The sequence below is a fragment of the Dictyobacter arantiisoli genome, from assembly GCF_008326305.1.
Taxonomy (GTDB): Bacteria; Chloroflexota; Ktedonobacteria; order Ktedonobacterales; family Ktedonobacteraceae; genus Dictyobacter; species Dictyobacter arantiisoli.
The window spans coordinates 276,314-300,432 of the sequence record NZ_BIXY01000001.1; the positions used below are offsets into that span (position 1 = coordinate 276,314).

The 24,119-nt window shown below is 49.9% G+C and carries 17 protein-coding genes; 10 read left to right on the top strand and 7 right to left on the bottom strand.

Features of this window, described 5'->3' with window-relative positions; translation table 11 throughout:
* Window positions 1–1,098 precede the first annotated feature (1,098 nt).
* Window positions 1,099–2,247 carry a tetratricopeptide repeat protein gene (locus tag F1593_RS01005; protein WP_149399401.1) on the top strand — a complete coding sequence of 383 codons (1,149 nt, stop codon included), beginning with the start codon at window positions 1,099–1,101 and terminating at the stop codon, window positions 2,245–2,247.
* Between the two features lie 113 nt (window positions 2,248–2,360).
* On the opposite strand, the gene F1593_RS01010 is transcribed toward F1593_RS01005, so the two are convergent.
* Window positions 2,361–3,326, bottom strand: a complete 966-nt coding sequence (locus tag F1593_RS01010) for an aromatic ring-hydroxylating dioxygenase subunit alpha (RefSeq protein WP_149399403.1) — start codon at window positions 3,324–3,326, stop codon at window positions 2,361–2,363.
* Between the two features lie 492 nt (window positions 3,327–3,818).
* Entirely contained in the window at window positions 3,819–4,676 is an 858-nt protein-coding gene (locus tag F1593_RS01015) for a hypothetical protein (RefSeq protein WP_149399405.1), read from the bottom strand.
* 208 nt (window positions 4,677–4,884) lie between these two features.
* Here F1593_RS01015 and F1593_RS01020 point away from each other — a divergent pair, with 208 nt between their 5' ends.
* Together F1593_RS01020 and F1593_RS01025 are read left to right on the top strand one after the other, a co-directional pair.
* A complete protein-coding gene (locus tag F1593_RS01020) occupies window positions 4,885–6,879 on the top strand; it encodes a glycoside hydrolase family 15 protein (RefSeq protein WP_149399408.1) in 1,995 nt (664 codons plus the stop codon).
* 169 nt (window positions 6,880–7,048) lie between these two features.
* Window positions 7,049–8,398: a calcium:cation antiporter gene (locus F1593_RS01025; protein WP_149399410.1), complete on the top strand. Its 1,350-nt coding sequence runs from the start codon at window positions 7,049–7,051 to the stop codon at window positions 8,396–8,398.
* Between the two features lie 83 nt (window positions 8,399–8,481).
* On the opposite strand, the gene F1593_RS01030 is transcribed toward F1593_RS01025, so the two are convergent.
* Window positions 8,482–10,770: a protein kinase family protein gene (locus tag F1593_RS01030; protein ID WP_149399412.1), complete on the bottom strand. Its 2,289-nt coding sequence runs from the start codon at window positions 10,768–10,770 to the stop codon at window positions 8,482–8,484.
* Window positions 10,771–11,232: 462 nt separating this feature from the next.
* Between F1593_RS01030 and F1593_RS01035 the strand changes: the two genes are divergently transcribed.
* The 7 genes from F1593_RS01035 to F1593_RS01065 all read left to right on the top strand — a co-directional run bounded on the left by F1593_RS01035 (window position 11,233) and on the right by F1593_RS01065 (window position 19,893).
* Window positions 11,233–11,757: an NADH-quinone oxidoreductase subunit J family protein gene (locus F1593_RS01035; RefSeq protein ID WP_172631769.1), complete on the top strand. Its 525-nt coding sequence runs from the start codon at window positions 11,233–11,235 to the stop codon at window positions 11,755–11,757.
* Window positions 11,758–11,762: 5 nt separating this feature from the next.
* Window positions 11,763–12,086 (top strand): NADH-quinone oxidoreductase subunit NuoK, encoded by a 324-nt coding sequence (nuoK, locus tag F1593_RS01040; RefSeq protein WP_149399416.1) that lies wholly within the window; start codon window positions 11,763–11,765, stop codon window positions 12,084–12,086.
* A gap of 7 nt (window positions 12,087–12,093) precedes the next feature.
* Entirely contained in the window at window positions 12,094–14,238 is a 2,145-nt protein-coding gene (gene nuoL, locus F1593_RS01045) for an NADH-quinone oxidoreductase subunit L (RefSeq protein WP_149399418.1), read from the top strand.
* A gap of 12 nt (window positions 14,239–14,250) precedes the next feature.
* Window positions 14,251–15,867, top strand: coding sequence for a complex I subunit 4 family protein (locus F1593_RS01050; RefSeq protein WP_149399420.1), 1,617 nt, complete (start codon window positions 14,251–14,253; stop codon window positions 15,865–15,867).
* Between the two features lie 76 nt (window positions 15,868–15,943).
* Window positions 15,944–17,437: an NADH-quinone oxidoreductase subunit N gene (locus tag F1593_RS01055; protein WP_149399422.1), complete on the top strand. Its 1,494-nt coding sequence runs from the start codon at window positions 15,944–15,946 to the stop codon at window positions 17,435–17,437.
* Window positions 17,438–17,678: 241 nt separating this feature from the next.
* Complete coding sequence (locus F1593_RS01060; RefSeq protein ID WP_149399424.1) at window positions 17,679–19,037, top strand: FAD-binding oxidoreductase; 1,359 nt, start codon at window positions 17,679–17,681, stop codon at window positions 19,035–19,037.
* Between the two features lie 121 nt (window positions 19,038–19,158).
* A complete protein-coding gene (locus F1593_RS01065; protein WP_149399426.1) occupies window positions 19,159–19,893 on the top strand; it encodes an SDR family oxidoreductase in 735 nt (244 codons plus the stop codon).
* A 313-nt stretch (window positions 19,894–20,206) separates the two neighbouring features.
* Here F1593_RS01065 and F1593_RS28835 read toward each other — a convergent pair whose 3' ends face one another.
* The 4 genes from F1593_RS28835 to F1593_RS01085 form a co-directional block, all read right to left on the bottom strand.
* Window positions 20,207–21,178 carry a hypothetical protein gene (locus F1593_RS28835; protein WP_149399428.1) on the bottom strand — a complete coding sequence of 324 codons (972 nt, stop codon included), beginning with the start codon at window positions 21,176–21,178 and terminating at the stop codon, window positions 20,207–20,209.
* Window positions 21,179–21,311: 133 nt separating this feature from the next.
* Window positions 21,312–22,061, bottom strand: coding sequence for a 23S rRNA (guanosine(2251)-2'-O)-methyltransferase RlmB (rlmB, locus tag F1593_RS01075; protein ID WP_149399430.1), 750 nt, complete (start codon window positions 22,059–22,061; stop codon window positions 21,312–21,314).
* Window positions 22,062–22,176: 115 nt separating this feature from the next.
* Window positions 22,177–23,415: an RNA-guided endonuclease InsQ/TnpB family protein gene (locus F1593_RS01080; RefSeq protein ID WP_149399432.1), complete on the bottom strand. Its 1,239-nt coding sequence runs from the start codon at window positions 23,413–23,415 to the stop codon at window positions 22,177–22,179.
* The gene (locus tag F1593_RS01085; RefSeq protein ID WP_216368739.1) at window positions 23,415–23,993 is read right to left on the bottom strand and encodes an IS607 family transposase; all 579 of its coding nucleotides are present in this window, start codon (window positions 23,991–23,993) and stop codon (window positions 23,415–23,417) included. Before F1593_RS01085 ends, F1593_RS01080 begins: the two co-directional genes overlap by 1 nt.
* Window positions 23,994–24,119: the final 126 nt, after the last annotated feature.

Below are 24,119 nucleotides of genomic sequence, written 5' to 3' on the forward strand. Positions count from 1 at the left end.
GTCAGGGGCTGCCGCTTCTGCACCCCGCTTTCACCCGAAAAGACAGAGACCCAAATATACGCGCACTAATGTTGTTTTTACGACTTATATCTGCTGAATCGCAGTAACACTTGTATCAATACAACGCCTATGTGCGCATGTATCGAGTGTTCGTAGCGTTTTCAACCCCCACATGAGCCAACCACCATTGGGTGAGAATAAAGGTCGCATAGGTATCAATTGTGTATCGTCCCAAATAGCCATTTATGTTATAGGGAGTAGTTTCTTCCTTTTTCCGTAGTCAAAAGAAACACTCCAACAGGTTATATACGCTCATGAAGGGCTATTTCGATACGGAGAACGTGCGGATATAGCATTTTTGAACTTGCCAGATCTACAAATTCACCTTGTAATAGACTGGTTCTCTGCGACTCATCTATTCTATCCCGACAGTCTACCACGGCAGTATACGCCGTGCAAGAAATAGTATTTACCTGTGCGTTAGCTTGTATCCTTACGGCCATATCGCATAACCTGCCCATTTCATCTCAGTTCGACTTGGTACATTTTTGAAAACGTGAGCTCGAAAATGCGTTGCACTGGCCCTTTTTCTCAGGCTCAAAAGCCTAAAAATGTACCAAGTCGAGCTCACAGGAATGGCTTCTACAATGGGACTTGTGGGTAGGATATGTTCCATACTATCGAAGCCTCCCTCTCTTGCTAGTGCCGTGAAATAGATAATCTGTTGCTTATAATAGCATATCAAGCAGTAAATATAGCTGCTAATTAGCCATTCTTTTTATCTTATTTCGCATGTTTTTCCTATCATAGGTCATATCTTCTTGTGTAAGCTATAGAATTACGCTATACTGTGTGTAACGGGAATCTCTCCGCCACTTTGTGGGCGCGGTGGCGTGGGCGCAAGACTCCCGTTCTCTTTTTTGGCAATCCCAAAGAGCCTGGATGCACGCTGACTCCCTCTTTTCCTGGGACCTATTTTTTCTCTCCTTTTTGCTATTTTCCTCCCCTTTGCGTTTTTTCGCTGCTTTCACAGTAGCTATTCTCTGTTTATTGGATGTGTTATAATTGCACACATATTTTAAGAGGGAGGAATGCACAATGACACAGAATGCAGATGTTAAGATGTTACTCTATCGGGCCAGACTATTGGTGGAAGAAGGTAGATATGATGCGGCCCTGACGTTGCTGATGACCATGCATCCAGAAGATGAGAAGCAACGCCAGGATGTAACATATCTGCTTGGCTGGTGTTATGTGCTACAGAAACGCTGGGATGATGCATTAAAGACCCTGACGCCTCTCCTGGCAGGCATGGATATGCGCTTCGAGGTTGAGACGTTACAGGAGCGTGAACGCCATGCGATGGCTTTGTTGCGTCTGGGCGTCGTTGCGGTGAATTTATCGACGTACGAAGATGCCTCTTCGCATTTTACACGCTGTTTAAAGGTGCTCCATGATCGGCGTGTGCATTTACCTGTAGTGCGTATTAATGCGCGTTATTACCTGGCTATGACGTGTCTGATGCGTGGTTTGTATACGCCAGCTTTAGAGCAATATTCAGAGGCCATTCGTCTTTGCCATTATTATAATGATGAGACGGCTTTGCCAGATATTTATTATGGCCTCTGCGATGTCTATCGAGCGTTGGGGGATCTCTCACAGGCGTATGTGATGGGACAGGAGGCGTTACGTTTCTACGCATTGCGCAGCGATCAGCAGATGGAAGCGCGTATGCATAATATGTTGGGACAGGTGAGTTTTCAGCATGGCGATTATCGTGAGGCAGCGGATCACTATACCGAGTCGCTGGCGATGGCTACTAATTATAATGGCCCTACGATGGTGATGCTGAATTGCGCGTCTCTGGCGGAACTGCGCCTGGCGGAGGACCGCTTGCAGGAGGCGAAACGCTATTGCCATCTGGCGCTGACTTCGATGGATCATACGGATGATGTTCATATGCAAGGCCGTGTCTATCATGTCATTGCGAAGGTGACCTATGAAGAGTCACGTCGTTTTAGTGGATCTGAACGCAAGTTGTTGCTGGAAGAGACGATTTCCTGGTATGAGAAGGCGAAGGCATGCCTGGCAAAGACACAGGCTTATGCGGATGTCGCAGATGTCTACGGCGGTTGGGCATTAACCCTCGAAGAATTAGGCCGTGCCGCTGAGGCGTTTGAATGCTGGCGTGCTGGCTATGTAATGCTTCACCAATCCAAAGAGGATGTGCTACACCAGGGAGATTGACCATGAACGCAGAGGTAAGCAAGTAATTTGTGATTGTGGTCGTACGATGCTTTTCCTCTGCGTCTGTGCTGTGCTGTGGTGGATTATGAAATGCCAGCAGTCAGGGATGTGCTTTATGCGGTCCCAAAGGTGAGTCCTAACTGTCTGAGCCATTTTCGATAGGCAATAGCAGTACGATCAGAGCGCAAATGCAACTCGGCCTGTAAGTCGAGGGGAAGCAATTCTGGGCGCTGTGATTCGACGATGGGGACATCCTGCAATGTAATCATATTTTGATACTGGCGTGCCTCTTCATCGGTCAGGTTACTATAATCCATCGCGACATAGGCCCAGGCGCGCGAAAGATCAGGGGCAACTGGTGTGATGGTAAAGAACATCGCGAAGTGCGGTCCTGCTGATGACTTGATAAAGCCTGCTGTGAATGGACGATAGACACGATAGATATAGGATACGTTGGCTCCCTGTCCCGTGCCATCTGGATCTGGCTGCCAGATGTTGATATCGCTGGCCGTAATACCATCCTCGTTGATTTCAACGGTGTAGTCGTTGATCTCAGCGTGTTCTGGATCACCTAGATAGGATTGATGGACAAAGGGGAAGTGTGTGACATCCAGGAAATTCTCGATAGCTCGTGGCGCACTGGCCTTGTATTCATATGGGCCACAGAGTATCTTGCGATATGTTGGATCATCCCATTGCGCAAAGACTGGAATATCCTGTGCGGGCTCACCCAGGCAGACCCAGATCCAACCGTAGCGTTCGCGCGCTTTATATACTTTTGTGTGCGCACGCTCAGACGGCTTCTGCTCGGGATGCGCTGGATAGCGGATACATTGGCCATCTTGATCGTAGACCCAGCCATGATAGGGACATGCCAGAGTTTCATTCTCAATTTTGCCGAGGGAGAGACGGGTGCCGCGATGCACACAGAGGTCCTGCCAGACACAAATAGACGTGCCAACGCGCCAGAGTACCAGGTCCTCTTCCAGTAAGCGAACGGCCATTGTCTTGCCTTCCTGCAGATCGGTGGCGAGGGCGACAACATGCCAATCATTCACAAGGACAGGATCATTCAACATAAATTTCCTCTTCTTTTCGTCGAAGCTAGCAGGGTTTGAAGCTATCAAATTGCATATAGGCATATTTACATAACGATAGCAGATTTCTATACTCCGCTTATGGTTTTGAAATGTCTTATTGAGATTAGTATAAAGCTCTTTCATAAGGATGGGAAGGGGGCAGTGTTTTTTTTAGCTATTTGGCAAACACTTTGTGGCGGAGCATAGCTATACGTATGTATATTCTGTACTGGCTCTAACACCGTAGCAGCCATCCCTGAGAGAGTGTCAGCCTCCCGTGGTCTCCACAGTCTCTGTGCATGAGTTTTCGCACCTGTGGTGCTCAAACATCTTTTTATTGTGTAGTACAGGAAAGGTGCATAGCACCTTTCCTGTACTACACAATAAAAAGGGCGCAGGCGCGCAAGCGCCTGCCAGCCAGGGAGCAGCAAGATCCCGCTGGTGATGGGAATCAAACACTTTGTGAAGGATGGCTGCTACTAGTTTTTCTGTTTATGGTTCTGGTTTTAGACGAATGAGCATGCAGCCCAACCAGATAATCCAGATGGCTAGTAGCCAGGTGGCTATGGTGGTTAGTGTGCTTTGTCCAATCCCTGCTGCACTGACAACTGCGACTGCGCTGATACAGAGGATTGCGCCCACAAAGAGGGCAGTGTAGCCAAAGAATACCCAGGAATCGGGCCAGAAAATTTTGCCTGTACGGACGATCATGGCTCCAAAGAACAGACATGCCAGACCAAGCAAGCCTGTGCCAACCGCATTGGTGATGATAGTGAAGATGGGGGCCAGCACTGTCACGCTGTTATGGATAGCTGATCCAGTACTTCCACCTACCAGCACGAAATATCCTGTACTGAGTGCTCCCCCAATCAGATAGATCGCCAGACCAAGCAGTCCAGCCCAGCCAGCCAGAACGACAAAGCCTTTGCCGCGCCAGGGATGTTCTGTCATATCATCGCTGTCTGTTGTGTCGTCCTCGGTCTCGATTGTGTCTGGGTTGGCCGTGGTGTCAATAGCGTTATCCTCGCTAGCTTGCGTTTCCGCCCTCTCTTGTAGACCCAGTAGTTCCTGGGCTACGATGATACGCTGGAGCGCGAAAGGGAATGTGAGTAGCAGAAAGAAAGCGCCAAGCAGCAGTACACGATAGATCACAAAGAGCAAACTATGCGTACTGATCCATATCAAATAGGCTGCATAGCGTCCACTTCCTGTTTCATCCAGGGCACTACTAAAGCCGGTTGATCCTAAAATCAATACTTGATAGAGTGGTACTCCTAAGAGTAAAATGAGTCCACTTATGAGGTAATTGAATCCGTTTGAGCGGAGTCGAGCTAATAAACTACGTTTCATGCTAAAACCTTTGTGATTGTGAATGACAAAGATAGGTCCCATTGAGAGTATTACAAAAGTTTATCGTTTCGTGCAAGGGGATATTTCACAGCCAGCTTTAGGAAAATGGATGTGTCGAAACGTTTATCTCTCAAAAGTACTTGAGTAGGTGCGATATGATTTTGCTCAGGTGAATGGTTGATAGCCATGATGGAAGGAAAGAGATGTTATGCCAAGAGATATTCCTGTCGGCAATGGAAGATTGCTGATTAATTTTGATAAAAGCTATAATGTGCGCGATATTTATTGGCCGCACGTAGGCCAGGAGCTTCATACGGCGGGTGATGTTTCACATACTGGCGTGTGGGTGGATGGCAAGTTTGCGTGGCTGGATGCACCTGAGTGGCAACGAACGATGGCCTATGTGCCAGAGACATTGGTGACCGAGGTGACACTGACCCATCCCGGTCTACAATTGCAATTACTCTTTCACGATACCGTTGATTTTTACCGTCCTCTTTTCTTGCGCCATGTGCAGATTACCAATCAGGCTGAGAGTGCACGCGAGGTGCGGCTCTTTTTTCATTATGATTGGCATATTTGTGGCGATGTGGATGGCAATACGGTACTGTATTATCCAGCTGCGCAGGCCCTGGTTGCTTATAAGGATCGCACCTATTTCTTGATGGGGGGACAGGTTGGTAGTGGCGCACAGGTCCAACAGGGTATCACAAGCTGGTCTACTGGCATCAAAGAGTTTAATGGCTCTGAGGGCACATGGCGTGATGCTGAGGATGGTGTTTTGAGCCGCAATCCTATTGCGCAGGGTTCGGTGGATGGGACATTGGAACTGGCGGTGCCATCTATCGCTCCGCATGCTATCAGTGAAGTCTATCATTGGTTGGTCGCAGGGGAGGCTATGCCGGATGTAACAAACTTAAATACCATGGTACAGACCCAGGGACCAGCCTTGTTTTTGCAGCGCACACAGAACTACTGGCACGCCTGGGTCAATAAAGAGCAGCAAGGTTTTGCTGATCTGTCTCCTGAATTGGTCGCGCTCTACAAGCAGAGTTTACTGATCTTGCGGACGCAGATTGATTATGATGGAGCCATTGTGGCGGCTAATGATGCCGATATGCAGCGTTTCTTCCGCGATAGCTATTCTTATATGTGGCCGCGCGATGGTTCGTTGGTCGCTACGGCGCTCAGCCATGCAGGCTATTCGGAGATCACGCGTAACTTTTATGAGTTTTGCCATTCTGTGATCACAGAAGGGGGCTATCTCCTCCATAAATATAATCCAGATCGCTCCTGGGGAAGTAGTTGGCATCCCTGGATTGATAAAAATGGTGTTTCTCAATTACCCATTCAAGAGGATGAGACGGCGCTTGTCATTTATAGTCTGTGGCAGCACTACGATCTCTTCCATGATATAGAGTTTGTGTCATCCCTGTATCGGGACGTTGTAGTGGCGGGCGCTAATTTTTTGATCAGTTATCGTGAGCCAACCACGCATTTACCTGCGGCATCCTATGATCTCTGGGAGGAACGGCGTGGTATCCTTTCTTACACCACTGCAACCGTCTATGCCGGGCTAATGGCGGCGGCAAACTTTTCAACACTCTTTGGTGAGGAGTCTCTGGCTGCCACTTATCGTCAGACGGCAGCAGAGATAAAAGAGGCGGCCTTGCGCTATCTATGGGATGACACCCATGGTCATTTCGTGCGTATGATCAATGTGGCCCCTGACGGCACCCTTCAGAAGGATCTGGTATTGGATAGTAGCCTGTGTGGATTGTTCCAGTTTGGTATGTTTGCTCCTGATGATCCACATATCGAGCAGACGATGCAAAAGCTTGAGCAGACGCTATGGGCTAAGACTGCTGTCGGTGGCATGGCGCGCTACGAAAATGATAATTATTATCAGGTGACGCAGGATCTCTCACAGGCGCAGGGCAATCCCTGGTTTATCTGCACTCTATGGCTGGCGCAGTATCGCATTGCTCATTCAACTACCATCGACGAACTCCATCAAGCCCTACCGTTGTTGCGCTGGGTATATGATCATGCCCTGGCCAGTGGCGTGATGGCGGAACAGGTGCATCCTTTTACCAGTGAGCCGCTCAGCGTTTCACCTCTCACCTGGAGCCATGCCGAATATGTCATGACCGTACGCTGGTATCTAGGCCATTTAGAGCGCCTGGAACATAGCGTACAGTAATGCTCTTGCACGACATGAAATCTCGTTTGTTATACCCTGGTAATGCGCAATAGCCCTGTCACGCAGTGTTATCCACACCGCGAGGGGATAGACTGCTGGAACCATCATAGCAGAGCGTACGTGTATCCCATATGGGCCCGGGTTTGGGATTAAATTTGGAGGACTGTGCATGTCTCGTTGGTTGTATGCGTTACTTGTATTTTCTGTTGCCGCAATACTTTTGAATTTTTTACCTCTTCATTTACCGGCACTTCTTCTCTTTGTAATTGCTGCTCTGGGAATTATCCCTCTGGCCGCGCTGATTGGTCAATCGGTGGAAGATGTGGCCGAGCATACTGGTGAGCGCATTGGTGGCCTGCTGTTTGCAACCTTTGGCAATATGACGGAGCTGATCATCAGTATTTTGGCTTTGAGCAAGGGGCTGGTAGATGTTGTAAGTGCCACGATTATTGGTACTATTCTGGGCAATGTGCTATTGATGCTGGGAATTACGGTTTGTGTAGGTGGTTTTAGACATGGACGTTTGCGTTTTGAGACGCGTCCTGCCAGCCAATATGCTTCATTGCTGGCTCTATCCATTGGCGGCCTCTTATTGCCGACAATCGCAGAGCTCTTTGCCAGCCGTGCGCATCAGTCCATGATCGTCGAGCATGGGGTGCTCCTCTCTGATTTTATTGCTGTGTTGCTGCTGGTTGGTTATATTGCCTCGATTCTTTTCAGCGTCTTTCAGTTTGGAGATAATGGTGTCTCCGAAAATGAGATGATGGAGCCATTGGTAGGCGTGCGTTCTGTAGCGGCGATTTCGCGTTTATTGGCGTATCGTCAACATGTGGCACGCAGCGGTGTGACTGGCAAGACCGCTGTGCTTCGTCGTATTGATGGTACAGTGGATGCGATTATGGAGCACGAAAGCAAGCAGGTTGCTGGCGTTGCAACGCAAAATCCCGCACCAGCTGATACCATCTTGCCAGCTGGTGCACAGGCACAAATGACGTCAGCAGCTATGGAAGCGGAGAAGCCGCAGGCTGTGGAGCAGGAGAAGCCGTCATTATGGCGTGCCCTGGCTCTGCTGGCCCTGTCGACGATTGGTGTAGCCATCATCTCTGAGGTATTGGTAAATGCAATCGAGCCGATGACATCCATCCTGCACTGGAATCCTGCTTTTGTAGGATTGGTATTTGTGCCGCTGATCGGGGCGATACCGGAGTATTTTAATACGATTAGCATGGCATGGAATAAGCGTATCGGCATGGTTTTATCCGCCTCGGCAGGTTCTTCAATTCAGATTGCGCTCCTGGTCGCGCCGATCCTGGTGCTGGTCAGCATCTTTATGCCGGTACGTCTTGATCTGGTATTTAGTCTGGTGGAACTGGCGGTACTTGCGCTGGCAACCTTCCTCTTTAGCGAGGTGACGAAAGATGGTGAGCTGGTCTGGCTGGAAGGCTTATTGCTGATCCTCCTCTACGTGATGATGGGTGGCACCATTTTCTTGTTTGGGACCGCTCCACTCTTGCCTTAAGCCAACGCTCTGGAATACGCAACACAAAGGGACACCTCTGCTTATTAGAGAGATGTCCCTTTTTCGTGGTTATATGTGAATGCTTAGAGGGGAATGGAAAGCACGTTGTGTCCCTCGCGTCCGTTTTGGACGAGGTGAGAAATGAAGAGTTCGATGACAAAGGGTTTTTCGTAGAGTGGATTGCGATCTTCATCCATAAAGAAGATATGCAGGCGTTCACGCCGTCCATTGGGGCCGCTACTCAGAGGTTGCATGGGCATTGTGACCTCGGCTACGTAGCCAGCGGCGGGAATGGTGACATCTGCTTGTTGCACGATATAGGCATAGTTCTTATAGAGAGCGGAGCGTACCTCGATATGGATGGTATCATCCTCACCAAACGCACTGAGCCCACCGTTATCCTCGTTGCCCTCAAGCTTACGACGTCCTATGACATTGATGCGAATCGAGTATTCCTGACCGGGTTGGACGCGCATAGGTGTCTCAATCAAGGCCGCTGCTGAGGTTGTTTGTTGAGGTTCACCCAGAATAAAACGTTGCATTCGTTTGAGGAGTGAGCTTTCTTCTTCAGTCTCAGCACTTTCCTGGTCGGTCGTGGACTGATTTTTCGGATATCCCAGGCGTGGGATTGCTGGTAAGGAATGGGTAATCAATCCTTTGAGATGGGCAAGTGAGGATGTTCTCTGCGAAGAGGTGGTATTCTCATCTGTAGCCGGCTGTGGCATGTCCTGCGCAACTTCGGCTGCGTTTTGAGCCGTTGCCAGCTTGTTCAAAAAGGCATCATTTTTGATTAACACGGTTGATTGCTGGGCAATATCTGGCTCGTTTCTGTCTTCTGGTTCCTGGGAGGTGGACGTGGTAGCTGGTGCCTCCTCAGTATTGCTTTTTGCAGTCGTTTCCTGGGATGTTTCCGTGACAACTGGAGAGGTGAGCTGTGTGATTGGTTCTGCGTCGCTTTGCACATTGGATATTTCTGTCTGGATGGGTGCCATGGGGGTATCCACTATGAGTTCGGACGTCAATGCCGGGTGTGCTGCATTCCCGCTCCCGGCTTCTTCTACCAGTTCTTCATCGGGTTGTCGCTGTTGAATCGACCCTTTTTCCACTATTGCCTCCCCGGTTGTTTGTTCCGGCATTCCCAATTTTCCTGTTTTAATTCTGGATAAGTAGCGCCGGGCCATACGAGCTTGCAATGGGATAATTGAAACCGTCTTTTCGTTGCTATCGGGCAACCCTGCCATATCGGCTGTAGCTGCCATATTCGACGGCTCATCCTGCTTATCATTGTTATTATCGGCAGCATCCACTGAGTCCAATAGCGCCTGATTTTTACCTGCTGGCGTGAGAGAACCGGGCCCTGCAGACCGGGTATGGGGTAGGAATTGCTCAAGCGCTTCTGAAAAATCGCTGATGGTTTGATAGCGCTGCTCATTCGCCAGTGCCAGTGCTTGCATGAGAACGGTATCCAACGCACTATCACTATGGGGATCGAGATCGCGCAGGGAGGGAAGCGGACGATGACCACGTTTGACTGCATCAGCAGGGGTAATGCCGGTTAGCAGGAGATAGAGAATGGCGCCCAGGCTATAGACATCCGAGCATGGCTCGACGTGCTGCTGGAGTGCCTCTGGTGCGCAAAAAGCCGATGGATTGTTGCTCTTCAAGGTTGGTGTGAGGAGCGTACGGACCAGATCAGGAAGCCATGAACCGACCAGTAGAGGCTCGCCGCTATAATCCTGCCGACTCATCAAAATAGTCTGGGGTGTCAGGTTGCCGATCACGATATCCAGGCGATGGAGTTGTTCGAGTGCGTGGCAGAGGCGCACCATCCAGGCGATAGCCACCTGTTGTTCAGGGAGACCCAGCCCGCTTTGTAATAAATCGTGTAAGGTAGTTAATTGATGATGGAGTGTACCAGTCTCAGTCGGTGCTATTTTTGCCAGAGTAAAAGGCCAGCCAGCCACAACATAGAGGTGAGTATTGAAGTAGCGTAGATCGACCAGCGGCATAATGGCTGGAATGCGTTCTCGACGTAAGAGATCGTATTCATTTTGGAGTGCCGCTACAGCCTGCGCTCGTGCATCGTTATCCAGACTGCTCACATCAATATCGTGAATCACCACCGGACGCTGCTGCTGGGTATCAAGCGCTAATAAAACCTGGGTTGGTGGTTGTCGTTGGAGCAATGAAGTGATACGATAACGGTCAGTGATATCGGCGTTTTTTGGTGAAGACTTATCGCCGTTTTGTTTCTCGACACGTTCACCGCATTGACTACAGAATGTCGCTGACGGCGGTAACTCTGCGTCACAGCGTGTACAGCGAATAATTTCATGTTGAGGTTGGTCGAGAGATGTGTGTGTTAAGCTCATGCCGCAATTACGCCCTTTTTCGTAAAACTATGGATGCTTCAGACAAATTATAGCACACCAACTCTATTAACGTGCTCTTTGTTGAAGCTCGATAGGTAGGATGTCAGGATATTTTCTTGCGACGGTATGGATGAGCTAACTGTGAGGAGTGAGAAATGGATAGGAAACGGGTATTTTAAGTCCCTGCTGATTTGCCTCTAAAAGGCAGATTGATATGACATTTTTCCTCTTGTCACCTGCCCTCTGTTTTGTTAGAATCCCAGAGGGACTATGCACACATTCTATCCCCCCTGGAACGATATTTAAGAGAAGTCTGTAGCTTGTCGTGTCCAGACGCCATAGAATGAGATACAATACAGTCTACAGAGTAAACCAACGTAAGGATGTGTAATCTTCTCCCTCTGGTTTGAGTCTGAAATTACGATCCAATGATATCCGATATATTCCGGAGGTATGTTCTTTATGGATTTAGCCACCCTCTTGTTCTGGATCTTTGCCGTGATCATGGTGGGTGCCGCATTACTGGTGGTGGGGCTGCGTGATATTGTGCATAGCGCTCTGGCTCTGGTTGTGGTGTTTGCCATGGCTGCCGGCGTGTATGTTCTGCTTGATGCAGAGTTTATCGCTATTGTCCAAATCCTCATCTATGTAGGTGCGGTAACGATCCTGGTTTTGTTTGCATTGATGTTGACGCGCATCGAAGGACAAAGGCACACCAATCCGACCAACAAGCTTTGGCCGGTTGCTGCTGTTATCTGTGTCGCCATTGGCGCGGTCATTGTCTACGCTTTTTCCGAGAGTAAGCATGCTGTAAGCACAACTATAGCTGCGTCCGATGTCGTAAAGCAGCTGCCAAACAATGTAGTACGCATCGGTCAATTATTGTACAGTCCCACGAATTACAGCTATGTGCTCCCCTTTGAAATTGCATCGCTGGTGCTCCTGGTTGCAATTGTTGGCGCCATTGTCATCGGCAGAGAGGATTAAACGGGATGCACCTCACACTTGAACACGTTCTCGTTTTGGGGGCCGTGCTTTTTTGTATTGGCCTGTATGGCGCAATAACCAAGCGCAATGCCATTGCCGTATTGATGAGTATTGAAATTATGTTAAACGCCGTCAATATCACAATGGTTGGTTTTTCGTACTTTGACACTGTCAAGCTATATTCACAACACTTGACTGGGCAGATCTTCGCTATTTTCATTATCACTGTTGCTGCGGCTGAGGCTGCGGTTGCCCTGGCGATGGTTATTGCCATCTATCGCAAGCGTGCTACGGTGGATGTTGGCGAGATCGATATGATGAAGTGGTGATCTAGATATGTTGTATCAATTATCTTGGACAATCTTGTTTGCGCCGCTCCTCGCTTTCGCTGTTATTATCTTTGGTACACGTGTGTGGGATCTGCGAAGCCGACCGAAAGTCGCGCTACCAGCTGCCGAGCACGGCCATGGAGAACATCATACTGATGACCATGACACCCATGCGGTAACCGATGAGCACGGCCATGGCGGGCATAGCGAACAGGATGAAGATGACGACCCACACGTTCCGCAATTGTCTGCGGGCGCGAAAGCCAGTGCTTATGCCGCGCTGGTGATTATGGCCCTTGCCTGTATCTATTCCTGGGTTTTGTTGTTTAGCACAGTTCTGCATCCAGCGGATCTGGCAGCAGCTGGTAAAGAGGTCTTTGCCTACAACTGGTTAAGTGTTGGTGGTTTGAATTACATCGTTGGTTTCCACCTGGATCGCCTGGGTATTGCCATGATGGTGGTTGTGACAACCATCACTTTCTTAGTGCAGTTTTATTCACAGGGCTACATGGAGAACTCCGCTGGTTATGCGCGTTTCTACGCCTACCTGTCGCTGTTTGCCTTCTCTATGTTAGTCATCGTGTTTGCTGAAAATTTCCTGGTAATCTTCTGTGGCTGGGAACTGGTCGGTTTGAGTTCTTACTTGCTGATCGGCTTCTGGATTAATAAACGCGCGAAACCAGAGGAGCAGCGTCCTTCCCCGGCCTCGGCGAACCTGCAAGCCTTCATTATGAACCGTATTGGTGACGTTGGTTTTATCCTCGGCATCATGATCCTTTTTGTCAATACTGGTTCTTTTGATTTCATCGCAGTTCAGCATGGTGTTGTCCATATGGACAAAACACTGCTGGGTATCGCAATGATCCTGGTGTTTTGTGGTGCGATGGGTAAATCGGCGCAGTTCCCGCTGCATACCTGGTTGCCATCCGCTATGGAAGGTCCTACCCCGGTCAGCGCTCTGATCCACGCCGCAACCATGGTTGCCGCCGGTGTGTATATGATCGCGCGTACCAGCCCTCTCTTCGCTACTGCAGCTCCCTTTGCCTGGGAAGTTGTGGCCTCGATTGGTGCGTTCACCGCTTTCTTTGCTGCTACGATTGCTCTGGTTCAATCGGACTTCAAACGTGTACTGGCGTTCTCAACGATCAGCCAACTTGGATATATGTTTGTTGGTCTGGGCGTTGCGGGTCCTGAGTATGGCGTTGGTCCTGGTATGTTCCACCTCTTTACACACGCTTTCTTTAAAGCATTGCTCTTCCTGGGTGCTGGTAGTGTGTTGCACGGTCTGCATCACGCCATGCATAAAGAAGTGCAGGATGTACGTTTGATGGGTGGCCTGGCCTCGAAGATGCCAATTACCGCTGCAACCTGGTTGATTGCGGTACTGGCGATCTCTGGTTTCCCTGGCTTCTCTGGCTTCTATAGTAAAGAAGAAATTATCGGTCTGGCACTTGAGCAAGGGCATCCAGTTATCTATGCCCTGACCCTGGCAACTGCTGGTCTGACTGCCTTCTACATGTTGCGTGCCTTCATCCTGGCCTTCGGTGGTAAGGGTGGTAAGTTCATGGGCCTGTGGGGCGGTCCTTACCGTGGCTATGGCGAAGTAAAAGAGTCTCCTCTGTATATGACTATTCCGCTGATGCTGCTGGTTATTCCTTCGGTGTTGGCTGGTTACTGGACTGGTTTCTATCAGTATGTCAACGTCAGCGCTGAGAATGTTGCCAATTTAAGCATACCTGCGCTGTTCCAGGCTACCGATACCTGGATTGGTGTGATTGTTTCGCTGGTTGGATTGGGCTTTGCCTGGTTCCTGTATGGCCGTGTTGATCTGGTGAAGATCAATCAGGTGGTACAGTCGAATGCTGCGCTGCGCACGATCCATCGTATCCTGTTTAATCGCTACTATGTGGACGATCTGTACAACTGGATTGTGAAATACGTTGTATTGGGTCTTGCCGCTCTCGCCCAGGCTTTCGACCGCTATATTGTCGATGGCATTGTCAATGGCGTGGCAAGTGGTGTGACTGGAACAGGTTCTGGCATTCGTCGTCTGGAGACGGGTCGTGTACAGTCGTATATGATCGGTTTCTTTGGTGGAGTTGCTGTACTGGCCGTCGTCTTTGTAGTCCTGATCACAACGGTCTGGAAGTAAGGATAAGAAATCATGGCGATTTTTGGAAATTGGCTGACATGGATTATCCTACTGCCCGTCCTTGGTGCTATTGGGATCTATGTGGTGCCGAAACGTTATGAGAATGCTGCACGTTGGACAGCGTTGGTGTTTTCGGCGGCGACGTTTGTTGTTGCAATGGGCGTCTTCTTTTACATTCTGCATGCGCGTGGGATTAATGGGTTCGGCAGTCTTAATGATCTTCCCTACGCGATCAATCTTCCCTGGATCAATTTTGCTGCCGGTACAACGCACTTTACGGTTCACTACTTCCTGGGTGTGGATGGCTTGAGCCTGCCGATGGTGATTTTGAACGCTCTCCTGACCATGCTGTCGGTTATTGGTGGCTGGAAAAAGAAGAATGTTCGGGCCTATATGGCGCTATTGCTCTTGCTGGAAGCTGGTGTCATGGGCGTCTTCATGGCGTTAGACATCTTCTTCTTCTTCCTGATGTGGGAAGTTGAGTTGGCCCCAATGTTCATCTTGATCGGTGTCTGGGGTAGTGATGTTGTCAAACATGGCGTCCCTGGTCGCGTCTATTCGGCCTGGAAGTTCTTGCTGTACACGTTCTTTGGTAGTGTGTTCATGCTGGCGGGCTTTATCCTGTTGTACTTCCATGCTGGTAGCTCAGACATGACCGTGCTGTCTCACCATTTGATTGGTGGTAGCACAACCATCCTGGGCGTCTCGATAAGCCTGCAATTGCTGACATTCTTGCTCGTCTTTATAGCCTTTGCCGTGAAGATTCCAATGTTCCCATTCCATACCTGGCTGCCAGATGCCCATACAGACGCTCCGACCGAGGTCAGCGTATTGCTGGCTGGTGTGCTGCTGAAAATGGGTGCTTATGGCTTGATCCGTTTCTGCTTCACGCTCTTCCCCGGTGGACTGTCACAGTTCGCTGGTGTGCTGGCGGTGCTGGCGGTGATCAACATTCTCTATGGTGCGGCGATCTGTCTGGTACAGACGGATATGAAGAAGTTGATCGCGTATTCGAGCGTGAGCCACATGGGTATCATCCTGCTGGGCGTAGCGGCTGCGGCTGGTGGTGGCAATGGGTTCTTCACAGGTGCTCTGGCTGGTGGCGATCTGGCATTCCGTCAGGCTGCTTTGACCGGCGCGACCTTGCAGATGTTTAGTCACGGTATCATTACTGGTATGCTCTTCTTCTGCGTCGGTGTTGTCTATGATCTGGCGCATACACGTGAGATTGCGATCTTCGGTGGTATTGCCAAGCGCATGCCAATGTTGGGAACACTCTTCACGTTTGCGGCGATGGCTTCGCTGGGCCTGCCTGGCCTGGCCGGTTTCGTCGCTGAATACATGGTCTTCACCAGCAGTTTCCGTGTCTGGACCATCCCAACCATCCTGGCCGTGTTTACCATGATCTTAACCGCTGCCTACTTGCTGTGGATGATCAAACGCGTCTTCTTTGGGACATTTAATAAGAAATGGGATTGGCTGCCGGACATTTCGAAGCGCGAGTTGATCCCATTGTTTGCCCTGGCTGGTTTGATCGTGTTTGTGGGTATCTATCCTGCACCGCTGATCAATGTCATTTCGAGTAGCCTCACACCAATTATTCAATCGGCTGTGACCTTTATCAAGTAGGAGGGATCCCCTGAGTGCATGGGCGATCAGCGTATACCCGTTGAGTCGCCCCTGTTGAGGGGGCTAAGGAGTTACTATGTTTCAACTGTCTGATCTCTACCTGCTAGCACCTGAAATCAGTCTGGTGCTATTGGCTCTGGTAGTGATGGTGATCGATCTCTTCACCAAGAGACGCATCGTTATTGCTACCGTGTCACTGGTGGGGTTAATCGTGCCTGTGGGTTTTGTGATTGCGCAGGCTGTCACCTATACAGGTCCCAGGACAGCATTGTTTAGGATGCTGGTGGTAGACCAATACTCACTGTTTTTTCGCGTTATCTTTTTGATTATCGCCGCCTTTATGGTGCTGGCCTCATATAACTATCTTGGGAAGTATATTAAAGCTGAGGGTGAGTTCTATGTCCTGATGCTCTTCTCGGTCGTTGGTATGATGCTGATGGCGAGCACCGGTGAGTTGATTTCGATCTATATCGCTCTCGAACTGACCAGCTTCCCTCTGTATGCGATGGCGGGTCTGCTGCGTTCCAGCACGAAATCCTCGGAAGCGGCTCTGAAATATGTCCTGCTGGGTGCTATGTCTTCAGCGATCTTGCTGTATGGCTTTGCGTTACTCTATGGCCTGACCGGTACTACCGATCTGCAGGGTATTGCGCAGTCCTTTAAGAGCTTTGGCAATGGCAACCTGATGGTCATTGTGGCTGATGTATTGATCATTGCTGGTTTCGGCTTTAAGATTTCGGCTGTGCCTTTCCATATGTGGGCTCCTGACATCTATGAGGGTGCTCCTACCCCGGCGACGGCCTTCTTCTCGGTCGGCTCAAAAGCTGCCGGTTTTGCGGCCTTGATCCGTATCCTGGTTTACGGTGGTCTCTGGCAGGCTGATCTGACACCTCTGATTGTGGTGTTGGGTGTGGTTGCTGTGCTGACCCTGATACTTGGTAATTTTGCTGCCGCGGTTCAGACCAATATCAAGCGCATGATGGCTTATTCCAGTATTGCGCAGGCGGGCTATATCCTGGTAGGTGTTGTGGCAACGCTCACCATGTCGCAGAAAAATCATACAGCGGCTTCCAGCGGTATTGCTGCGGTATTGTTCTTCATTCTTGTTTACGTCGTCACGAACCTGGGAGCCTTCTCGGGTATTATCGCGCTGTCAAATCTGACCGGCGGTGAGAAGATTGAAGATTTCCGTGGTCTCTGGCATCGTTCACCGCTCCTGACGGTCTGTACATCTCTGTGTTTGTTGTCATTGGCTGGTATTCCCCCGGTGGCTGGATTCTTCAGCAAAGTGTTTATCTTTACTGCCGCCTGGCAGTTGGGTCAGCCCTGGCTGGTAATCATTGCCCTGCTCTGTAGCATCGTCTCCATCGTTTACTACGGACGCATCATCAAGGTTATGTTCTTCGATGCACCGCGCAAAGAAGAGCGTCTGGTTGCTCCTATCAGCCTGAGCACAACCATTACACTGGCTACGGCCGCCTTGTTGGTTCTGACCGTCATCGTCACGGTTGTCCTGGATGCTGCCAATCCAGCGGCTCTCAGCCTCTTTGCTTCGCTGCTGGGAAAATAAGGTTTGGATAGAGTCGTCAACAAGCGACAAAAAGATAGGGTACGATTTTATGCGTATCCTATCTTTTTTGCGTTTCAACAGCATATGCGCTGTCATCCATTGATGGGTTTATCTCTATCTCTATCAGAGTGGACCTTTGGGTAAATAGATAGCAGTGGTGAGTGGTCATGCGTTATTATGTTCACAAGAACAATTTAAAACACTCATTCGCAGTATACTAAAAATAAGGAATAGATACGTTATGGCAACTGTCAATAAACATCCTCAGTCCTGGGGACGCTATCCAATTGCAAAATCGAGTCAGGTCGTACCAGTATACTGGCGCGATGAATTGCCGAATCTGGCGGCCTTTGAACAATCAATCCTTCCATATGGTTATGGACGGAGCTATGGTGATAGCTGTTTGAATGATGGTGGGGTATCCGTCGATGTCAGCCATTTGAGAAACTTTATTGCTTTTGATGATGAAACTGGTGTCATCCGCTGTGAAGCCGGGGTTTCGCTGGCCGACATTCTGGAAGTAGCCGTGCCGCGTGGCTGGTTCTTGCCGACCTCACCAGGGACCAAGTTTGTCTCGGTGGGTGGCGCGATTGCCAACGATGTCCATGGGAAAAACCATCATTCCGCCGGTACGTTTGGCTGTCACGTCACACAGTTTGAACTGTTGCGTTCGAATGGTGAGCATTTGATCTGTTCGCCGGAGCAGAATAGCGAGCTTTTCCGCGCTACGATTGGTGGCCTGGGCCTGACTGGTATGGTCATCTGGGCTGAGTTTCGCCTGAAGAAGATTGTGAACCCTTATATCGATATGGAGTCCATCCGCTTTGATTCGTTGGATGAGTTCTTCGAGTTATCCGCGGAATCGGATCAGAAGTTTGACTATTCTGTCTCCTGGGTGGATCTGCTGATTGGTGGTCCCGGTCTCTGCCGCGGCAAGTTCTCGCGTGGCAATCACAACCAGGATCCCGCACTGGCACAAAAGCCTTTGAAGGCCAAGAAATTGCCCCTGACTGTGCCGATTGATTTTCCTTCCTTTGTGCTCAATTCTTATACCGTAAAGGCGTTCAACGAAGCCTATTACCGGGTACAGATTGACAAATATGTCAAGAAGACAGAATCCTACGAGCCATTTTTTTATCCTCTGGATGCCATTCATAACTGGAATCGTATTTATGGCAAGCGCGGCTTCTTCCAGTATCAGTTTGTGGTGCCGTTTGAGCATGGTCGTGAGGCATTGAACAAGAGCATTACCCATATCCAAAAGGCTGGTGAAGGTTCCTTCCTGACCGTGTTAAAGCAGTTTGGGGATGTGAAGTCGCCTGGTATGTTGTCTTTCCCTCGTCCAGGTATTACCCTGGCGCTGGACTTCTCTAATCATGGTGAGCGCACCCAGAAATTCCTGCGTGAACTGGATCAGATTGTGGAAGACAATGGTGGCGTGATCTATCCTGCCAAGGATGCTCGCATGAGTGCTGAGAGCTTCAAGAAATTCTATCCCCAGTGGCAAGAATTTGAGCAATATATCGATCCCAAGTTTTCTTCCAGCTTCTGGAGACGGGTCACCCAGGGCACTGATAGCAATATACCTCTGTATATTTAATAGCAATCTGACATATATACTGCCTTAAACAGACCTTTAATCTTGACGTAATTTCAGTGGCGGATCACACTCCGTCTTCCGCCGCTGTGCCTATAGATAAGACGAAAGTAAAGCTAAAGAGATGAAAGTTGCAATTATCGGGGCCTCTTCTGCCCTGGCCCATGAGACGGCCAAATTTTTTGCCCGTGATGGTGCTGACCTGTTCCTGGTTGGTCGCTCCGCCGATAAACTGGCGGTGGTGGCCGACGATCTCAAAGTGCGCGGTGCTCATAGCGCCGAGACCTTTGTGCTGGATGTGAATGAACTGGATCGCCATGAGGAGCTTTTACAGCAGACGGTTGCTACCCTGGGTGGACTGGATATCATCCTGGTCGCGCATGGGACGCTGGGTGATCAGCGGAAGAGCGAGTTGAGCGTAGCTGAGACGTTGCAGGAATTGAATACCAACGCTATCAGCGTGATTTCGCTTTTAACGCTAAGTGCGAACTATCTGGAGCAGCAGAAGCGTGGCTGTATCGCCGTGATCTCGTCGGTAGCTGGTGATCGCGGTCGACCCTCTAACTATGTCTATGGGACCGCCAAAGCGGCTGTCACAACCTTCCTGCAGGGCCTGCGTGGCCGTCTGGCGAAATCCGGTGTGGTCGTCGTCACGATCAAACCAGGCAGCGTTGCGACCCCCATGACCGCCCATATGAAGCAGGGCTTGCTCTTCGCGCAACCGAAAGCAGTCGGCGAAGGCATCTATGAAGCGATCAAAAAAGGGAAAGATGTGGCATATGTGCCAGGTTACTGGCGCGTGGTGATGCTGATCATCAAGTCAATCCCAGAAGGCCTGTTTAAACGTTTGCCCCTCTAAGCTCGTTATACATTTTTAGGCTTTTGAGCCTGCGGAAAAGGGCGAGTGCGATGTATTTTCGAGCTCGCGTTTTCAAAATTGTACCAAGTCGAGCTAAGGGAGCATTGGACTCTCATTATTTAAGTGCTGCAGGAAAGGCGTTCTACGTCTTTCCTGCAGCACTTAAATAAAAACCTGCTGAGTGCCAACGGCACGAAAAGTCATGTACGAAGAGCATGGAGATTAAACACTCTCCATGAGATAATTGGTACAAACAAGAAGCGAGTGTGCCTGGAAATTTGCCAGACACACGCGCTTCTTGTTTTGACTTTATTTAATTGCTGTGGGAATTGCTGAGGAACATGGTGAGACCAACGATGACCAGGATAACACCTAAGCCTCCCATGGCAAAGATGAGCCAGGTGAAAGATCCACCTGTACCGCCGCCGTTGCCACCGGTCGTGGTTGTTGGGGTGGCGGTGGCGGCTGGAGTGGGTTTTGCCGTGGCGGTAGGTGTGGCTGTTTCAGTTGCCTGTGGTGTCGGTGTGGCTGAAGCATTCACCGTCACCGGATTATTCTGATTGGCTTTAATATTTGGATTATTGGGAGCGGTGACGCTGATGTTATAATTACCTGCCGCAGTATTGCCCGGAATAGTAAAGGTGATATTTAGCGTGCCATCGGCATTCGAATTTGCTTGCTGGGTAGATGCTGCTGTGCCATTTTGATCAACCAGGCTTACATTGATGGTTTGTTGCGGAGGCCAATATTGTCCACTGACCGTAATTGTCTGACCTGCATTGACGGTCTGGGGGGTAACGGTGACTGTAGGATCGGGCAAGACCGTAAATGTACTGGTTGATACGGCGTTGGCACCTGTGGTACTGGCACAGACGTAGTAGGGTGTATTGGGTATATTCGCTCCTGCCGGCCACGTTGCCGCCGCCTGAAATCCACCATTGCCATCCGCTGTACCGCCGCTTGTCGCCTGAATGGCTGCTATGTTACCACTGCCTGTTGCACATTGATTGGGATCGCTGACAACCGAGAACGAAATAGTGCTATTGGCGGGAAAGCCGGTGCCAGTGATCTGTATGGCTGTGCCTGCACGTCCCATCGGATTCCCTCCGGTGGGGAGCGCCAGGGTAATCGCAGCTTTGCTCGTCGCGGGTGGTGTTGGTGTGGCATCGTTACTATAGTTTGAACTGGCAAACGCCGTTGGTTGTATCGCAAGCAGTGCCACAAGTACCCATCCGACCATGCCAAAAAATAAGACACTGGTATATTTCAGAAAAGATTTGAACACTAGAATTACTCCTGAGAATCCAACGCTGTATAAAAATAGGCGTAACTGCATGAATGCACGTAACGAAGAAAGTCCTTTTTATTCTATACGTCCAACGTACTCCAATGGTCCCGTTTTAGGCGTTGTTTTCCCACTATTGTCCAGGTTGCGCGGATCGCTGACGCAATGCCTCATAGAGTGAAATGCTGCCAGCTACAGCGGCATTCAAGGAATTGACATGCCCAAACATAGGAAGCTTGATTAACACATCGCAATGCTCGCGCACCAGGCGACTGAGTCCTTTACCTTCATTGCCGACGACCAGTGCCAGAGGACCGGTTAAATTGGCCTGAGTATAGAGTGTTTTGGCCTCGCCTGCCAGTCCAACGACCCAGATATTTTTCTCTTTCAGACTATCTATCATGTGGGTAAGATTGGTCACCTGGGCGATCAGAATATGTTCAGTCGCGCCTGCGGAGGTCTTGACGACGGTTGCATTAACTTCTGCGGCCCGATGTTCAGGGATGATAATACCGTGGACGCCAGCGGCCTCTGAGGTGCGGAGCAGTGATCCCAGGTTATTGACATCCTGGATCGCATCGAGGATCACCAGGAAGGGGGCTTCATGCTTTTTTTCGGCCAGCGCCAGAATCTCATCTACCGTAGCATAGGTGCGCTCCTCGACCTGCGCGATACAACCCTGATGGACGGCCCCATGGCTGATCTGGTCCAGACGTTGGCGGGACACCACTTCGATAGGTACGAGACGACGATGGGCCTCTTTGAGGATGGTAGCAATCGCAGGGGCTTCGCGAACCCCCTCGGCGATAAGGACACGCTGAACGTGTCGTCCGGCTTGTAGCGTCTCTGAGACGGGGTTACGGCCCCATATATATTCAGGCATGGTACCTCTTTTTGTCTTATTCGATGATGATTTTTTCTCACCGAGTATAGCATACCTCCTGTTTAGACTCTACAGTTTCTTAAAATGACGACAAATATGCCTATCGGTCATCCGTTTAGACGGCCAGCCGCCTTGGGCGAACTGCAGCGCCCTCTACTCCTCGCCCCAATTGCAAAAGGTCGGAGTTACTTTTCCGTAGAATGTTCAAGCTGCCGTTAATATCGGCGTGGATGGTCGTTCCATCACTGGCTCGATACCAACTTCTGGCAATGCGCCTGCCAGAAAAAACAACCGTTTCCGAACGATCGGCCTGATATGTTGGGAGCGGATCAGCGTCCAGAAAACTCGCTTTGCTCGTATAGCTCTCTTCCTGGATGATCACCTGAATCCCTACCAGTTTGGCCTTGTAGGTCAACTGCTCAATGAAACGAGCATGAGGAAGTTGCACAAAGGTCTGGTTATTTTTGCTTCCCATGTTCACTTCCTGCTTCCAGAGCGGATTTTTGCCAATGACGAGCACTCCGATGCCCTCCTCCACCAGCAGATCAATGATGCGACGGCTTGCCGTGTGCAGATAGCTGTCAACACGGCGATTGCGCTTCGTCGTTATGCAATCCAGGCGGCGAGAGGTGAACCGTTTTTCGTGACTCACATGGCTTTGATGCGTGGCGCGTTGTTTGTTATAGTATTGGTTTATGCTCTTGATGGGCTTGCCGCTGACCAGACGTGGAGCCAATCCTGGCTTATTGGAGGTCAATGCCGCCAGGACATTCACGCCGACATCAATAGCCGCAACCAGTTTCCTGTCCACATCGGCCTGCTCCTCAGGCTGCTCGTACACGACCTCTATCATATACTCATTGGAGCGCGGCACGATACGTACCTGAGCAATGTGCCACCACTCGGGGACGCAGGTCTCAATCTCGATGGGTAATCCTGAAGGGAGCAGTTTCCCGGTCTTCTTAAACGCGCGTTTGCCCAGGGCTTGTCTGTCATAGAGAAGGATGTTGCGCCCTTTTTCCTTATCCTTGTATTTTGGGAGGCGAGGGCGTCCGGTAAAACGAGAAGGATCAGCGTTGTATGACGCTAGAGCTTCAAAAAACGATACCCAGTTTTTATGCAGCAGGATCAAAATGGAATTGGCGACCTTGGCTGGCAACGCTTTGTAGCAGTCCCTGCCCTTGACAAGGTGGAACACGTCGGCAGAGGGCAAATACCTTCCATGAGTGATGTAGGCTTGCCGGATCTGGTAGTTCGCCTGATTGTACAGGTTTTTGGATGCAAACGCCGCCGCATCAATGACGGCAAAGCGTGGATCAGTTGCGCGAACGAGATGACGTTCAACCAGCCGCATCAGGCATCCCCCTGTTCCTGTAACTCTTGCACAACCTTCTCTGTTTTGCGTTTGGCTCTCCGTTGTCCATAGAGTCTGGCGCAAAACGAGTAGATAATGCTGGTCAAATCAGCCAGCAATTCTTCGGTATCGTTTTGGGCGGGATTGACCACTTCAATCACCCGACCTTGTACCGAAAACAGCGCATCAATGTACTGAAAACCGAAACGCGTGAGACGGTCGCGATGTTCGACAACCACCCGCGTGATGCTGGCATCCTTTAAAAGACTGAGCAATTTTGGACGACTGTCATTGACCCCAGAAGCAACTTCTGTGACAACCAGCGCCACTTGATATCCGCGTACGGTACAATACTGGCTCAAGCGCTCTGCTTGCCGTTCTAAATCCTCCCGCTGCTCTGAGGAAGAAACGCGTGCATAAATCGCGACTTTCTGAACGGCTTGCGCTGGTTCGCGGCTTTCCGTCACGATAATCGTTCCTGATGGAGCCTGATACCCGTGAATGGTTCCATCGCGAAACCAGCGTAACGCGGTGCGATAGCTAATCCCTTGTTGTTTCGCGTACTGGCTTAATTTCATACCACAATGATCACATATTCTTACGTATTTGTCAACGTTTGACGTCATTTCTTAGAAACGTTTATAACACCTGATAGGAGAGAACTAAAAAACCTCTTGTATAGAGCGAAAGAGTCTATACAAGAG

What these genes read in the sequence shown, in the direction of transcription:
- F1593_RS01085 (WP_216368739.1), bottom strand. Translation starts at nt 23,993, where the DNA reads ATGAAATTAAGCCAGTACGCGAAACAACAAGGGATTAGCTATCGCACC.
- F1593_RS01060 (WP_149399424.1), top strand. Translation starts at nt 17,679, where the DNA reads ATGGCAACTGTCAATAAACATCCTCAGTCCTGGGGACGCTATCCAATT.
- nuoL (WP_149399418.1), top strand. Translation starts at nt 12,094, where the DNA reads ATGTTGTATCAATTATCTTGGACAATCTTGTTTGCGCCGCTCCTCGCT.
- F1593_RS01080 (WP_149399432.1), bottom strand. Translation starts at nt 23,415, where the DNA reads ATGCGGCTGGTTGAACGTCATCTCGTTCGCGCAACTGATCCACGCTTT.
- F1593_RS01005 (WP_149399401.1), top strand. Translation starts at nt 1,099, where the DNA reads ATGACACAGAATGCAGATGTTAAGATGTTACTCTATCGGGCCAGACTA.
- F1593_RS01050 (WP_149399420.1), top strand. Translation starts at nt 14,251, where the DNA reads ATGGCGATTTTTGGAAATTGGCTGACATGGATTATCCTACTGCCCGTC.
- nuoK (WP_149399416.1), top strand. Translation starts at nt 11,763, where the DNA reads ATGCACCTCACACTTGAACACGTTCTCGTTTTGGGGGCCGTGCTTTTT.
- F1593_RS01035 (WP_172631769.1), top strand. Translation starts at nt 11,233, where the DNA reads ATGGATTTAGCCACCCTCTTGTTCTGGATCTTTGCCGTGATCATGGTG.
- F1593_RS01015 (WP_149399405.1), bottom strand. Translation starts at nt 4,676, where the DNA reads ATGAAACGTAGTTTATTAGCTCGACTCCGCTCAAACGGATTCAATTAC.
- F1593_RS01020 (WP_149399408.1), top strand. Translation starts at nt 4,885, where the DNA reads ATGCCAAGAGATATTCCTGTCGGCAATGGAAGATTGCTGATTAATTTT.
- F1593_RS01025 (WP_149399410.1), top strand. Translation starts at nt 7,049, where the DNA reads ATGTCTCGTTGGTTGTATGCGTTACTTGTATTTTCTGTTGCCGCAATA.
- F1593_RS01055 (WP_149399422.1), top strand. Translation starts at nt 15,944, where the DNA reads ATGTTTCAACTGTCTGATCTCTACCTGCTAGCACCTGAAATCAGTCTG.
- F1593_RS01065 (WP_149399426.1), top strand. Translation starts at nt 19,159, where the DNA reads ATGAAAGTTGCAATTATCGGGGCCTCTTCTGCCCTGGCCCATGAGACG.
- F1593_RS01010 (WP_149399403.1), bottom strand. Translation starts at nt 3,326, where the DNA reads ATGTTGAATGATCCTGTCCTTGTGAATGATTGGCATGTTGTCGCCCTC.
- F1593_RS01030 (WP_149399412.1), bottom strand. Translation starts at nt 10,770, where the DNA reads ATGAGCTTAACACACACATCTCTCGACCAACCTCAACATGAAATTATT.
- rlmB (WP_149399430.1), bottom strand. Translation starts at nt 22,061, where the DNA reads ATGCCTGAATATATATGGGGCCGTAACCCCGTCTCAGAGACGCTACAA.